Genomic DNA, 12845 nt, shown 5'->3' on the forward strand with positions numbered 1-12845 from the left:
TATGGAAACCCGTGCTCATTATGTTGTCATTGGTTTGTTCACTCTCATTGTGGTCAGTGCCGCGCTGTTATTTTGCCTATGGCTGACCAATGCTGGCGCTAATCGGCAGTTCAAACTGTACGATATTGTCTTCAATGAACCGGTGAGTGGCCTCTCTCAGGGCAGCACCGTGCAGTACAGCGGGATCCGCGTCGGCGAAGTGATTCAGTTACGTCTGGATAGCGAAAATCCCAATAAAGTTTGGGCGCGGATTCGGGTATCGGCATCAACGCCCATCCGCCAGGACACCCAAGCGCGGCTAACAGTCGCCGGGATTACCGGCACCTCAAATATTCAATTTAGCAGCAGTAACCAATCAAGCCCACTGCTGGAGGGGCAAGATGGTGAGATCCCCATCATCATTGCTACCCCGTCGCCGATGAGCCAACTATTGGCTAACGGTGAGAATTTCATGAGCAACGCCAATGAAGTGCTGGTGCGCCTCAATCAACTCTTGGAACCCGATAATCAGCAGCGCCTCATCAGGACGCTGGATAATCTGGCGCTGATTACCCAGACCGTGGCTGACCAACGTGGCGATATCCGCACCATGTTGCAGCAGTTGGCGCAGGCCAGCAAACAGGCCAATGAGACACTGGCACAGACCAATCGTTTACTGCGCAATGCCAACGGATTAATGGATGGGCAGGGCAAACAGCTGGTCAGTGATGCCGCTAAGACTATGGCGTCGTTGCAAAAAACCAGTACCATCCTCAATCAATTGGTGAGTGAAAATAAAACCTCACTCAGTAATGGTATGCAAGGGATGAGTGAGTTGGGGCCAGCGGTTGATGAGCTGCGCAGAACATTAGCCACATTACGTGCGGCGGTTTCCCGCCTGGAAGAGAACCCAGCGGCCTTGCTGCGTGGCCGTGAAAGAACACAGGAGTTTACGCCTCGATGATATCTCTTAAGGTAATACGCTATTTAGGCCGCCGCACTTGGCTATTGATGTTATCAATGCTGGCTTTGTTGCTATCAGCCTGCACCATTTTACCCACCGCGCCGGTCTCACAGGTCTATCTTCTGCCGGTGCCGCCAGCGACGAATGCCCCACGAGCGCAGAGTGTCAATTGGTCGCTACGGGTTTCTCAACCGGCAACCAGCCAGTTCTTGAACAGTTCACGTATCGCTGTGCAGCCGCAGGGGCAGGAGATTGCGGTCTATCAAAACTCACGCTGGAGTGACCCCGCGCCGATTTTGGTGCGCAATCGCTTGATTCAGGAGTTCCGCGCAGATGGCCGTATTCGTGCCGTCAGTAGTGATGATGACAGCTTGCAGGCTGATGTTGAGTTGAGCGGTGATCTCTCTGCATTTCAGGGCGTCTACCTAACGGATAAGAGTGAAGTGCTGATCCGCTTTGATGCCCGACTGGTCAGAATTTCGGATCGTCGGATTATTGCCACCCGCCATTTTGAGATCCGCCAGCCGATAAAAGGCACGGAGATGAATGAGGTGGTTCAGGCGTTTGGTCTGGCGAGCGATCAGTTAGCCACTCAAGTGCTTAACTGGATGTTGCAGCACTCTATTACGTCATCTTAAAGCCTATCTCCCCCGATCAGACGGATGTCATCACTCTGGTCGGGGTACTTATTGCCACGTCTCGCGCTATTTATCCTGCGCAAACCAATATTAGCGGCATGGAGATGAAATACCGGGTGCGCGCAATAAATACACATAATCTTATTTTTAATGCTGACTGCGAGGCGCTAGGGCTAATATAACCTCTTTTATATTTCTCTATATTTGTTATCTCACTGTCAAGTTAAGTAAAGTCAGCCAATTAAACTGACAAACTCTTGTTCGACTCCGGCAAAATAACTGAAAGCGGTTAGAGAAGTATATTTAATATCAAATAAGTGTTGATTTTATGTTTCATAATGTTTGACTATTGCACAATAAATTGAGCAAAAGGGAATCATTATGCTTTGGAAAAATACCAGGGAGCAGTTTGGTCGCATCACTATTGGCATCCACTGGCTGGTGGCATTAACCGTCTATGGGCTATTTGCTCTGGGGTTGTGGATGGTGACACTGGGCTACTACGATGGTTGGTATCATCAGGCACCTGAAATACATAAAAGCATCGGCTGTATATTATTTGCTGTAATGATATTCCGGGTTATTTGGCGCTTTATTTCACCGCCACCAAAGCCCTTATCCAGCTATAGCTGTTTCACGCGAGTTAGCGCGATATTGGCTCATCTGACTTTATATATTGTTCTATTTTGTATTATGTTCAGTGGATATTTGATCTCGACGGCTGATGGACAACCTATCAATGTATTTGGCTGGTTTACTCTACCTGCGACATTAACCGGCTTACCTGATCAGGCTGATACCGCTGGCACTGTACACCTTTATCTGGCTTGGGCCGTGGTAGTGCTTTCACTATTACATGGGCTGGCCGCGATCAAGCACCACTTTATTGATGGTGATATTACCCTTAAACGGATGCTGGGACGTAGCACCGATTAACCAACTCTATTATGGAGAATGAACATGTTTAATAAGACCCTATTGGGCCTGACTGTAGGTGCACTGATGTTTACCGCAGGCAGCGCCGTAGCCGCCGAATATAAAATCGATAAAGAGGGGCAACACGCTTTTATCGAATTCCGGATTAAACATTTAGGCTATAGCTGGTTATACGGTAGCTTTAACGATTTTGATGGCTCTTTCACTTTTGATGAGAAAAATCCGACTGCCGATAAAGTGAATGTGGTGATCAATACCAATAGTGTTGATACCAACCATGCTGAGCGTGATAAACATCTGCGCAGCAAAGAGTTCCTAAACGTCAGTAAATTCCCACAGGCGACATTTGAGTCAACTGAAGTGAAGAAGAGTGGCGAAGGTTATTCCGTGGTGGGTAACCTGACACTGAATGGCGTCACTAAGCCAGTCACACTGGAAAGTAAATTGACTGGCCAAGGCAATGACCCATGGGGCGGGTACCGCGCTGGTTTTGAAGCGAACGGCAATATTAAGTTGAAAGACTTTAATATCACCACCGATTTAGGCCCGGCCTCACAAGAAGTCGAGCTGATTTTATCCGTCGAAGGTGTTCGCGCTAAATAGTTTTATTCAGGCTAGATAGTTTTGTTGAGGTTAACTGGTTTTTGGGCTAAAGAAAGGCCCATAACTGACCGAGTCCCTGAGCATGAGGTCAGACTGAAACCTATTTTCGTTTGATAAATAGCCCCCGTCCAGCATGGATATTAACCGGTTGATAACTTCATTTATCATGCTGCTGACGGGGTCTTTAATGCTGGATAATGACGGGCTAAGAAAAGGGGCAAGTGGAATATTATCAAAGCCGATGATAGATATTTCCTCTGGTACCCGAATGCCCACTTCAGTTAATTTTTTCATCGCGCCAATCGCCATATCATCATTACTGGCGATGATTGCGCTAAAAGGCAACTGACTGGCGAGTAATGACTCAACCGCCACAAAACCACTCTGTGGTGTCCATCTTCCTGGTGCAATAAGTGTTTCTCGCACAATCAATGAGTTGGCCATTAATGCGGCTTTGTAGCCGGAAAGGCGCTCAATAGCGGTGGGTGAATCTAGTGAGCCGGTAATAAAGGCGATATCCCGATGCCCCTGCTCGATAAGGTAATTTGTGGCGTTATAGCTGGAGCCTTTATGATCGCAGAAAATAGAGTGGCTATGATTTTTTCTTAATTTCCTGTTGACCACCATAATCGGCTGCTTATGTTTATCAATAATCAGATCCATGGCATCAACAGTTAAAAATCGCGGATAGATGATAATGGCATCACAGCGGAGATCTAGCAGAAACTGAATTGCCGCTTGTTCCTCTTCTGCGCTATGTTTCCCGTCTACCAATACCAACTGACGGCCACTGTCTTCTAATTTTTTGGCCGCCTGAGAGAGAATTTCATTAAAGTAATTCCCATTGTAAAGTGTATTGGTCACCACGAAACCGATGCATTCTGATTTATTGGTTGCCAGATTTCGCGCTAATAAATTTGGCCGATATCCCGCCTCTTCGATCGCTTTATATACCTGCTCTTTTGTCGCTTCGCTGACATAACCTTTGCCTGACAGAACCCGTGAAACAGTGGCTTTCGATACGCCCGCTTTCTTTGCCACTTCCTGCATCGTAGACATAGGCCCTTCCTGGCTTTTAAATAATAATGACTATTCTACAGGTTACGACAGGCAAGCAACATGCTGTTGAGCAGAATAAATCACCGCACTTATGCTGATCGCTATCACAAAACGTAAATTGTATTCGCCCATCTATTGAATTCCATCTCGTAATTAACGATTCTCATGCGGAACCGGTTACCTATCTGTTTGGAAAGAACAAAATAGGCTGATTACCGGCAGGTGGGTTAATTATAACTATATGAATATAATGGCTAATTGCGCATTTATGCTGATGAGGGCAGTTTCCCTTCGGCCGCAAATGGTTCGCTTAGTCCGGCGTGCGTCGTTACGGGGAGTTGTTACTCATGTCTAAGAATTATGCCGTAGTATCTCAACAGATAGTCGATGCCATTGGTGGTGTCGGTAACATTAAAGCTGTGACCCACTGTATGACGCGGTTACGCTTTGTGCTCAATGATGATAGCGTGGTCGATCTGGCTAAGTTAAAGGCCATCCGTGGCGTCCTGGGCGTGGTGCGCAATGAAAACCAGTGTCAGGTCATCATTGGTAATAGCGTCTCCTATGCCTATGCAGAAGTTCTGAAACTGCTGCCAGAAGGCGCATTGTCTGAAAGTAGTGCACCGCAAAAAAATAGCATCACTTTAAGGCGAATAGGGGCAGGGATCCTTGATGCGTTGATTGGTACTATGTCACCGCTGATACCGGCGATCATTGGTGGGTCGATGGTCAAATTGCTGGCGATGATACTGGATATGACCGGTATCTTCGGCAAAGGCTCCTCAACACTGATCATTTTGAATGTCATTGGCGACGGCGCTTTCTTCTTCCTGCCAGTGATGGTGGCGGCTTCCGCCGCAATCAAATTCAAAACCAACATGTCGCTGGCCATCGCCATTGCCGGGGTGTTGGTACACCCGACCTTTATTGATCTGATGGCGAAGGCCGCGCAAGGCCAACAGGTTGAATTTATGGGGTTATCCGTCACCGCGGTGAAGTACACCTATACCGTGATCCCGGCGCTATGCATGACCTGGCTGCTCTCTTATATTGAACGTTGGGTTGACCGTATCACCCCTGCGGTGACCAAAAACTTCCTTAAGCCGATGCTGATTGTGCTCATTTCCGCCCCCATTGCCATTATGTTTATCGGCCCGTTGGGGATCTGGATCGGCAGCGGCATCTCCTCTTTGGTCTATACCGTTCATGATTATCTGGGCTGGCTCTCTGTCGCGATTATGGGGGCACTCTGGCCATTACTGGTGATGACCGGGATGCACCGCGTCTTTACCCCGACGATTATTCAGACCATTGCCGAAACCGGGAAAGAGGGCATGGTTATGCCGTCCGAAATTGGTGCTAACCTTTCGCTCGGTGGCTCCTCACTGGCAGTGGCATGGCGAACTAAGAACCCAGAACTGCGCCAGACAGCACTGGCGGCGGCGGCATCCGCAATTGTGGCGGGTATTTCGGAACCCGCGCTTTATGGTGTCGCTTTACGGCTCAAGCGCCCGCTGATCGCCAGCTTAATCAGTGGATTTATTTGTGGTGCTGTTGCCGGGATCGGCGGATTGGCCAGCCATTCGATGGCCTCCCCTGGGCTATTTACCAGTGTTCAGTTCTTCGATCCAGCCAATCCAATGAGTATCGTCTGGGTGTTTGGCGTGATGGTGCTGGCGATAGTGATTTCATTCGTCACCACACTATTGCTGGGGTTTGAGGATATTCCCGTCGAGAGCAGTGAAGGTGATAACACCGCTCCTGGCGACGAGGTGGCTGTTGCGCAGAATGCAGTGAAAATTAACTAAATAACGAGGTATTTCATGGCGGTATCAACATTTCCTGACGGTTTTTTATGGGGTGGCGCATTAGCTGCAAACCAGGCCGAAGGTGCATGTTTTGAAGGTGGTAAAGGGCTGACGACAGTTGACATGATCCCCCATGGGCCGCACCGCCTGGCGGTGAAACTGGGGCAGGAGAAGCGGTTCGCATTGCGGGATAATGAGTTTTATCCCAGCCATCAGGCCATTGATTTTTACCATCGATACAAAGACGATATCGCATTAATGGCTGAAATGGGATTCACCGTATTTCGCACATCAATAGCGTGGAGCCGAATTTATCCGAATGGCGATGAAATGACGCCGAATGCGGAAGGTATCGCCTTTTACTGCGATCTGTTTCGCGAATGCAAAAAGTACAATATTGAACCCTTAGTCACTTTGTGCCACTTTGATGTCCCGATGCATCTGGTCACGGAGTATGGTTCGTGGCGCAACCGGAAAATGGTCGAGTTCTTCACGCGCTATGCGCGCACCTGTTTCGAGGAGTTTGATGGCTTGGTGAAATATTGGCTCACTTTTAATGAGATCAATATTCTGCTGCATAGCCCGTTCTCCGGTGCAGGATTGGTATTTGAGCCAAATGAGGATCAGGAGCAGGTCAAATATCAGGCCGCCCATCACGAACTGCTTGCCAGCGCACTGGCGACCAAAATTGCCCATGAGGTCAATCCGGATAATCTGGTGGGGTGTATGCTGGCTGGCGGGAATTTCTACCCGCGCACCTGTAAGCCAGAAGATGTCTGGGCGGCGCTGGAAAAAGACCGCGAGAATCTGTTTTTCATTGATGTACAGGCGCGGGGCGCTTATCCGGCCTACACCAAACGTCTCTTCAGAGATAAGGCAATTGCCATTGTCACTGAAGCTGGGGACGATGATATCCTGAAAGATACCGTGGATTTCGTCTCCTTTAGTTATTACGCCTCCCGTTGTGCTTCGGCGGAGATGAACGACCATAACAGCAGTGCGGCTAATATCGTAAAATCCCTGAAAAATCCTCATATTGCGGCTAGTGAATGGGGCTGGGGCATTGATCCCTTAGGTTTGCGCATCACCATGAACATGATGTATGACCGCTATCAGAAACCACTATTTCTGGTTGAAAATGGGCTAGGTGCGAAAGATGAAATTAACCCACAGGGTGAAATTGAGGATGATTACCGCATTAGCTATTTGCGCGAGCACATTAAAGCCATGGGTGAGGCTATTGATGACGGTATTCCGGTTATCGGCTACACCTCATGGGGCTGTATCGATTTAGTTTCCGCCTCGACCGGGGAGATGAGCAAGCGCTACGGCTTTATCTATGTTGACCGCGATGACCAGGGAAACGGCTCTTTAGCACGTCGGAGAAAGAGATCTTTTTATTGGTATAAAAAGGTTATTGCCAGTAATGGTGCTGATTTGGGGTAAAAATGTGGGGAATATCGCCGATAATTGATATTCCCGCGAAATAACGCATATATGGCCTTATTCTGCTTTACTGCTCGCTATCCTGCTGCTGGCAGCGAGGTGAACCTTTTTTCAGCAGAGTCATAAACTCCATAAATGCCGTGCGCAACGGGGCAAACAGCGGATGTTTGCGGTTCTCCATCATGGTTTCTGAAAACAGTTTCAGACCCACAGCAAATGCCGCTGTTTTATCTTTGCCGAACGCCAGATCTTCGCGCGCTTGCAGCCGGTCGATGATGCCGAGGATCTCATCATGATTCTCGACTTCAAAGGTGACCGGTGCTTTATCCATTGGCTCACCTTTACGATCGGTGAGCGGCTCAACAGTAATGCGATAACGATAGCCGGACATCAGTTCTTCTCCTGTGCATCCGCATCAGTCGCCACAGAGGCGGGCGTTAACTCTTTCTCGATAGCTTCTACTGCGGTCATTAAAGCGGCATTTATGCGGACAACCTGCTCTGGTGTGACATCTGATCGCACCATGTTGCTGCGCAAAATATGACGTAAACGATGCATTACATCGGAAATACCTTCTGCCAGATTCCCCTCTGGGCGACGATTGACCTGCGCCAGTCGAGAGAAAATCACATCGACCATCTCTTGATTTTGCTGTAATTCAACCTTACCCGCTTCGGTGATTTGGTAGCTTTTGCGGCCATTCCCGGTTGCCACTGGTGTGACAAAATCTTGCTCCTCCAGCAGGGTTAGCGTTGGGTAGATAACCCCTGGACTTGGCACATAAAGCCCGGATGACGCCTCTTCAATAGCCTTAATCAGCTCATAGCCATGGCTGGGTTTTTTATCAACCAGAGCCAGCAAAACAACACGTAAATCACCGTGTTCGAACAGGCGATGCATTTTGTCACCACGCCCACCTCTGCCACCCGCCATCGGGTGGCGACCACCACGATGCATTCTCTCGCCGCCACGGCGCTGCCCTTCATGATGCTCTTGGCCATGGCAATGACCACGTTTTGAAAATCCAAACATAACAACTCTCCTTTAGATATATCGAAACAATTTCGATATATCTAATCTAGATCGATATATCGAAGTTAGCAAGGGGATGATGCAAAAAAGATATATCTAAATGAAAGATTCATCGGGATGGGGAGGTGAGTGAGCTTAAGGCAGAGGGTAGAGTGGGGACTAGGTGGCACAATAGATATTGCTATAAATCATCCCCTTGCTCAGCAGAACTACACCGAGCAAGGGGGAAAATAGTTGGTTACAGTATTAATTTTTCTTAACAAACTCAGATTTTAGCTTCATCTGACCAAATCCATCGATTTTACAATCGATATTGTGGTCGCCTTCAACCAGACGGATACCTTTCACTTTGGTGCCAATTTTCAAGGTTGAAGAGCTGCCTTTTACTTTCAGATCCTTAATAACGGTGACCGAATCGCCGTCAACCAGCAAGTTGCCATTGGCATCACGCACCACCAGACCCTCTTCGTCTGCTGCTGAAGCACCACTTTCTGACCACTCATGACCACACTCTGGGCAATTCAGTTGTTCCCCCTCCTGCCATGTAAATTCAGAACTACATTTTGGACAGTTTGGTAAACTCATCTCGCTAACTCCTTGAAATTAAATTTAATAAATATAAAAAAGTGATAAATAATCGGTTACTGTCTTGATAATCAACTATTTTACACTTTTTATCAGGTTATTGACTAGTCAGATGCGGAGTAAAGAGCGTAAAGGGGGGCTACCTACTTTTTGTCTCATGTTTTTATCGCGATAATCTTATGGGGAGAAACCCCTTTTCTAGGATAAATAAAAGTAAATCATCACTCTATATTCAACCCTGTTTCAGGCACTAGAATTAACATGTATTGAGGAGGGCTTGTTTTAACCAATTATTTTATATTAATATAATTCTCACGTATGTTTTTTGGCATCACGCTGAAATTAAAGTTAATTCCCTAATTCTAACGTGTTATTTATAATGGGCCGCATAAACTTTGATTAACGCTATATATAGTTATAGCGAATTTAAAAATAATAACTTGGACATATATTGGCGTCAAACCCTGCTAATTAATAGCAGGTCATTACGGGATCTACAGGCGGCTAAATGGTACATACCGACAGCCAGCGCCGGATATTTTAGTAATATGGAAACAGTAATATTTCCATATGGTAGAAAGCCAACATGTTCTGTGATCTTCGGCGATTCAACGACTATCGCCGAACAGCTTTTTCTGAATGAGGATTATCTATTTGTCGGGCCAAAAGCGATGTTGGCAATACCTTATTTACAAAATATTGTCACTAGCATCCCAATCAAAGAAAAACTGCCTGATGGCAACTATAGTTTAATTTACCGGCAACAGCAGGTGTTACCCCCATTGGCAAAACACCTGATAGATGAGATTCGTTTCGCTTATTGGGAGTTAATGAGCCGCCAGATAACATGATATTTTTACATCCTCGGATGAATATCTCTTTATGGGTTATCGCCTCACATTGTTGATCAAACATAATGGGAGAATGGCTGTGAATTAGTTTTTGGTGTGTCGCGAGGTAATGCGGTTATGGTGTCCCCGACTGGAATCGAACCAGTAACTAGCCCTTAGGAGGGGCTTGTTATATCCGTTTAACTACGGGGACCCGGTCATCGGCAAGTTGCCGGTGAAGTGTGCTGCTGGAGCATTATACGCATTTTGACCCAGATAATAAGCAGTTAGCTGTTCGTTTGGTCACTCTGTCGCCAATTTAGGGTGAATAAGTGCTGTCTGCTATCCAAAAACAGCCGTTGACAGTGGCTAAATGCATGCAGTTATTTCTGTGATGACGATGATTTTTTATCTACTTTATCGCCGTTTTTAGGTTGATGAGTCATATCGCTGCGGATCTGGGCGTGACTTATCAGGGCGAAGATAAAGGTGCCACCAATGATGTTGCCCGCCAGTGTCGGGATAGCGAAAGGGTAAATAAATTGCTGCCAGGGTAGTGAGCCATTGAACACCAGATAGAAGATCTCCACCGAGCCGACCACAATGTGAGTCAGGTCGCATAAAGCGACTAAATAGGTCATTAGGAAAATGACCCAAATCTTGGCAGCGCCAGCCGCAGGGATCATCCATACCATAGTGGCAATTATCCAACCGGAAAATATACCTTTAGCAAACATCTCTCCCGGTGAGCTATCCATGACACCTTGCGCTATGCTGACAAACGCCGCGCGCGTGGCATCATCAAATACCGGCATATGAATAAAGGCGTAGGCGGCTATCCCAGTCCCCAGCAGGTTGCCCAATAGCACCAGCCCCCACAGACGAAATAACAGAATAAAGTTCTGGCCGCTGGGTTTCTGCATTATCGGTAGTACGGGCGTGACGGTATTTTCGGTAAACAGCTGTTGGCGCGCCATAATGACAATAATAAAACCGAAAGTATAACCGATGTTTTCCAGCAGAAAACTGGCTGGCGTGTCGGGCAGTTTGGCATGGAAAATACCTTTGGCAATCAGTGAGGCCCCCATGGAAAGGCCCGCCGCAATTGCCGACCACAGTAGTGCAAAACTGTCACGCTCTAACTCTTTTTCGCCGTCGACACGGATAAGTTCATGAATTGCCGCCGCTTTGGAGGGCAGGTTCTTCTCATTGATTTCAATTTCTTTTCCCTGCTTTTGTTCTTCGCTTTCCACTTTCAGTTCACTCTCATCCTGGGGCGGTTTTTTATCACTCATCGGGGATTTCCTGATTGACAGAAAAAATTATTGTGGACGCTCGGCGGCAATAAAATAAGGGAATAGTAAAATAATAAGCATAGATGCTAATTTTTGTTCGCGAGGTTTTACCGATAATTGTTGTGTTAAATAGGGCGAGATTGACGAAATCATGCTCAGTTTTGCTGGAAAGAAGTAACCAAATTTTAACACTGTCGATTTTTTCTACAGAAATTTGATCTTATCCCGAATATTACCTCTATAAGGGTAGGGATAGCGTTAGGCCCATGCTACGTAAGGTTTAAGCCTTATGTTATCATTCGGTTTTCCTGAACTAACAATCCTACGGTGGAAGAGAATCCTTCATGCTGGAAGCTAAAGAACTGACCTGCATTCGAGATGAACGGCACTTATTCCAACGGTTAAGTTTTTGTGTGGCTGCGGGCGAAATTGTGCAGGTTGAGGGGCAAAACGGCGCGGGTAAAACCAGCTTGCTGCGTATTCTCGCCGGACTTGCCGATGCCGATGAGGGGCAGGTGAGCTGGCAGGGTAAGAATATCCGCAGTGATCGCCCTCGCTATCATCAGGATCTACTATTTTTAGGTCATCAGCCGGGTATCAAATCGGTGCTGACACCTTTTGAAAATCTGGCGTTTTATCAGTCAGTGTTTCAAAAGGTGGATAGCGCTGCAATTTGGCAGGCGCTGGCTCAGGTCGGGCTGGTGGGGTACGAAGATCTACCGGTCTCTCAGTTATCGGCAGGCCAGCAACGGCGGGTGGCGCTGGCCCGTTTGTGGTTGAGTCAGTCGCCGTTATGGATTTTGGATGAGCCGCTGACTGCTATTGACCAGCAAGGTGTTGGCACACTGTTGGCGCTGTTTGTCGAACATGCCGCTAGCGGGGGAATGGTACTGCTCACCACCCATCAGGAGTTGGATGCGCTCGGTCAGCAGGTGCGAAAAATCCGTCTCACCAACACGCGGGAGCATTAATGTTTATCAGCGTGTTGCGCCGTGAATTAAAAATAGCCTGCAGAAAGGGTGGCGAAATTGTTAACCCGCTCTGGTTTTTTCTGATTGTCATCACTTTGTTTCCATTGGGTATTGGCCCTGAACCGCAACTGTTGGCACGCATTGCACCGGGTATCGTCTGGGTTGCTGCACTGCTGGCGTCGCTGTTATCACTGGAGCGGTTATTCCGTGATGATTTTCTCGATGGCTCGCTTGAGCAGTTGCTGCTATTGCCCACACCGCTGGCGCTCACGGTGTTAGGCAAAGTGTGTGCTCACTGGGTAGTTACCGGGCTGCCGCTGCTTATTTTATCACCACTGGTGGCGTTGCTACTCTCCCTAGACACAAATACCGCTATTGCGATGGCCCTGACACTGCTATTGGGGACGCCGACCTTAAGTTTTATTGGCGCTATTGGTGTGGCGCTCACTGTCGGTTTGCGTAAGGGCGGTGTTTTGCTGAGCTTATTAGTGTTGCCGCTCTATATCCCGGTGCTGATATTTGCCACTGCGGCTATTGATGCGGCCTCGATGGCGCTGCCGATTGATGGTTATCTGGCCATTCTGGGGGCGATGCTGGCAGGGAGCGCGACACTCGCCCCTTTTGCTACCGCCGCTGCATTGAGAGTGAGTGTGCACTAGCGGTTTATCGCTAGCGGCAAACCGCAGTTAAACCAGTAGC

14 protein-coding genes and 1 tRNA gene are annotated in these 12845 nt (G+C 47.7%); 9 read left to right on the forward strand and 6 right to left on the reverse strand.

Annotation, left to right across the window (positions count from 1 at the left end):
- The first annotated feature begins 1 nt into the window (after nucleotide 1).
- The 4 genes from FFE93_RS06565 (at nucleotide 2) to FFE93_RS06580 (ending at nucleotide 3120) form a co-directional block, all read left to right on the forward strand.
- Nucleotides 2-943 carry an MlaD family protein gene (locus tag FFE93_RS06565; RefSeq protein WP_138774926.1) on the forward strand — a complete coding sequence of 314 codons (942 nt, stop codon included), beginning with the start codon at nucleotides 2-4 and terminating at the stop codon, nucleotides 941-943.
- Complete coding sequence (locus FFE93_RS06570) at nucleotides 940-1581, forward strand: ABC-type transport auxiliary lipoprotein family protein (RefSeq protein WP_138774927.1); 642 nt, start codon at nucleotides 940-942, stop codon at nucleotides 1579-1581. The genes FFE93_RS06565 and FFE93_RS06570 overlap by 4 nt, the downstream gene beginning before the upstream one ends.
- Nucleotides 1582-1962: 381 nt before the next feature.
- On the forward strand, nucleotides 1963-2517 hold the full coding sequence (locus tag FFE93_RS06575; RefSeq protein WP_005275482.1) for a cytochrome b: 555 nt from the start codon (nucleotides 1963-1965) through the stop codon (nucleotides 2515-2517).
- 24 nt (nucleotides 2518-2541) lie between these two features.
- Nucleotides 2542-3120 (forward strand): YceI family protein, encoded by a 579-nt coding sequence (locus tag FFE93_RS06580; protein WP_005275484.1) that lies wholly within the window; start codon nucleotides 2542-2544, stop codon nucleotides 3118-3120.
- A 30-nt stretch (nucleotides 3121-3150) separates the two neighbouring features.
- Here the strand turns inward: FFE93_RS06580 and FFE93_RS06585 are convergent, their stop codons facing one another.
- The gene (locus FFE93_RS06585) at nucleotides 3151-4179 is read right to left on the reverse strand and encodes a LacI family DNA-binding transcriptional regulator (RefSeq protein WP_049600915.1); all 1029 of its coding nucleotides are present in this window, start codon (nucleotides 4177-4179) and stop codon (nucleotides 3151-3153) included.
- 347 nt (nucleotides 4180-4526) lie between these two features.
- On the opposite strand from FFE93_RS06585, the gene ascF reads away from it, so the two are divergent.
- Together ascF and FFE93_RS06595 are read left to right on the forward strand one after the other, a co-directional pair.
- Nucleotides 4527-5987: a PTS cellobiose/arbutin/salicin transporter subunit IIBC gene (gene ascF / locus FFE93_RS06590; RefSeq protein ID WP_005275487.1), complete on the forward strand. Its 1461-nt coding sequence runs from the start codon at nucleotides 4527-4529 to the stop codon at nucleotides 5985-5987.
- A gap of 15 nt (nucleotides 5988-6002) precedes the next feature.
- Nucleotides 6003-7433 (forward strand): 6-phospho-beta-glucosidase, encoded by a 1431-nt coding sequence (locus FFE93_RS06595; protein WP_005275490.1) that lies wholly within the window; start codon nucleotides 6003-6005, stop codon nucleotides 7431-7433.
- A 67-nt stretch (nucleotides 7434-7500) separates the two neighbouring features.
- Here FFE93_RS06595 and FFE93_RS06600 read toward each other — a convergent pair whose 3' ends face one another.
- The 3 genes from FFE93_RS06600 to FFE93_RS06610 all read right to left on the reverse strand — a co-directional run bounded on the left by FFE93_RS06600 (nucleotide 7501) and on the right by FFE93_RS06610 (nucleotide 9050).
- On the reverse strand, nucleotides 7501-7824 hold the full coding sequence (locus FFE93_RS06600; RefSeq protein WP_032898124.1) for a DUF3861 domain-containing protein: 324 nt from the start codon (nucleotides 7822-7824) through the stop codon (nucleotides 7501-7503).
- Complete coding sequence (locus tag FFE93_RS06605) at nucleotides 7824-8465, reverse strand: PadR family transcriptional regulator (RefSeq protein ID WP_005275491.1); 642 nt, start codon at nucleotides 8463-8465, stop codon at nucleotides 7824-7826. The genes FFE93_RS06600 and FFE93_RS06605 overlap by 1 nt, the downstream gene beginning before the upstream one ends.
- A gap of 246 nt (nucleotides 8466-8711) precedes the next feature.
- Nucleotides 8712-9050: a zinc ribbon domain-containing protein YjdM gene (locus FFE93_RS06610; RefSeq protein WP_005275493.1), complete on the reverse strand. Its 339-nt coding sequence runs from the start codon at nucleotides 9048-9050 to the stop codon at nucleotides 8712-8714.
- A 548-nt stretch (nucleotides 9051-9598) separates the two neighbouring features.
- Between FFE93_RS06610 and FFE93_RS06615 the strand changes: the two genes are divergently transcribed.
- Nucleotides 9599-9901 (forward strand): hypothetical protein, encoded by a 303-nt coding sequence (locus FFE93_RS06615; protein ID WP_138774928.1) that lies wholly within the window; start codon nucleotides 9599-9601, stop codon nucleotides 9899-9901.
- A 118-nt stretch (nucleotides 9902-10019) separates the two neighbouring features.
- On the opposite strand, the gene FFE93_RS06620 is transcribed toward FFE93_RS06615, so the two are convergent.
- Both FFE93_RS06620 and FFE93_RS06625 read right to left on the reverse strand, forming a co-directional pair.
- A tRNA-Arg gene (locus FFE93_RS06620) sits at nucleotides 10020-10094 on the reverse strand.
- A 169-nt stretch (nucleotides 10095-10263) separates the two neighbouring features.
- On the reverse strand, nucleotides 10264-11175 hold the full coding sequence (locus FFE93_RS06625; RefSeq protein ID WP_057647391.1) for a formate/nitrite transporter family protein: 912 nt from the start codon (nucleotides 11173-11175) through the stop codon (nucleotides 10264-10266).
- Nucleotides 11176-11519: 344 nt separating this feature from the next.
- Between FFE93_RS06625 and ccmA the strand changes: the two genes are divergently transcribed.
- Both ccmA and ccmB read left to right on the forward strand, forming a co-directional pair.
- A complete protein-coding gene (ccmA, locus tag FFE93_RS06630) occupies nucleotides 11520-12146 on the forward strand; it encodes a cytochrome c biogenesis heme-transporting ATPase CcmA (protein WP_049600925.1) in 627 nt (208 codons plus the stop codon).
- Entirely contained in the window at nucleotides 12146-12805 is a 660-nt protein-coding gene (gene ccmB / locus FFE93_RS06635) for a heme exporter protein CcmB (protein WP_005275501.1), read from the forward strand. Before ccmA ends, ccmB begins: the two co-directional genes overlap by 1 nt.
- Nucleotides 12806-12845: the final 40 nt, after the last annotated feature.

Source organism: Yersinia sp. KBS0713 (genome assembly GCF_005937895.2).
Lineage (GTDB): Bacteria > Pseudomonadota > Gammaproteobacteria > Enterobacterales > Enterobacteriaceae > Yersinia > Yersinia bercovieri.

Excerpts from the sequence above, each read along its gene's own strand:
- ccmB (WP_005275501.1), top strand. The coding sequence starts at position 12,146 with ATGTTTATCAGCGTGTTGCGCCGTGAATTAAAAATAGCCTGCAGAAAG.
- FFE93_RS06610 (WP_005275493.1), bottom strand. The coding sequence starts at position 9,050 with ATGAGTTTACCAAACTGTCCAAAATGTAGTTCTGAATTTACATGGCAG.
- ccmA (WP_049600925.1), top strand. The coding sequence starts at position 11,520 with ATGCTGGAAGCTAAAGAACTGACCTGCATTCGAGATGAACGGCACTTA.
- FFE93_RS06615 (WP_138774928.1), top strand. The coding sequence starts at position 9,599 with ATGGAAACAGTAATATTTCCATATGGTAGAAAGCCAACATGTTCTGTG.
- ascF (WP_005275487.1), top strand. The coding sequence starts at position 4,527 with ATGTCTAAGAATTATGCCGTAGTATCTCAACAGATAGTCGATGCCATT.
- FFE93_RS06565 (WP_138774926.1), top strand. The coding sequence starts at position 2 with ATGGAAACCCGTGCTCATTATGTTGTCATTGGTTTGTTCACTCTCATT.
- FFE93_RS06570 (WP_138774927.1), top strand. The coding sequence starts at position 940 with ATGATATCTCTTAAGGTAATACGCTATTTAGGCCGCCGCACTTGGCTA.
- FFE93_RS06580 (WP_005275484.1), top strand. The coding sequence starts at position 2,542 with ATGTTTAATAAGACCCTATTGGGCCTGACTGTAGGTGCACTGATGTTT.
- FFE93_RS06625 (WP_057647391.1), bottom strand. The coding sequence starts at position 11,175 with ATGAGTGATAAAAAACCGCCCCAGGATGAGAGTGAACTGAAAGTGGAA.
- FFE93_RS06600 (WP_032898124.1), bottom strand. The coding sequence starts at position 7,824 with ATGTCCGGCTATCGTTATCGCATTACTGTTGAGCCGCTCACCGATCGT.
- FFE93_RS06595 (WP_005275490.1), top strand. The coding sequence starts at position 6,003 with ATGGCGGTATCAACATTTCCTGACGGTTTTTTATGGGGTGGCGCATTA.
- FFE93_RS06575 (WP_005275482.1), top strand. The coding sequence starts at position 1,963 with ATGCTTTGGAAAAATACCAGGGAGCAGTTTGGTCGCATCACTATTGGC.
- FFE93_RS06605 (WP_005275491.1), bottom strand. The coding sequence starts at position 8,465 with ATGTTTGGATTTTCAAAACGTGGTCATTGCCATGGCCAAGAGCATCAT.
- FFE93_RS06585 (WP_049600915.1), bottom strand. The coding sequence starts at position 4,179 with ATGTCTACGATGCAGGAAGTGGCAAAGAAAGCGGGCGTATCGAAAGCC.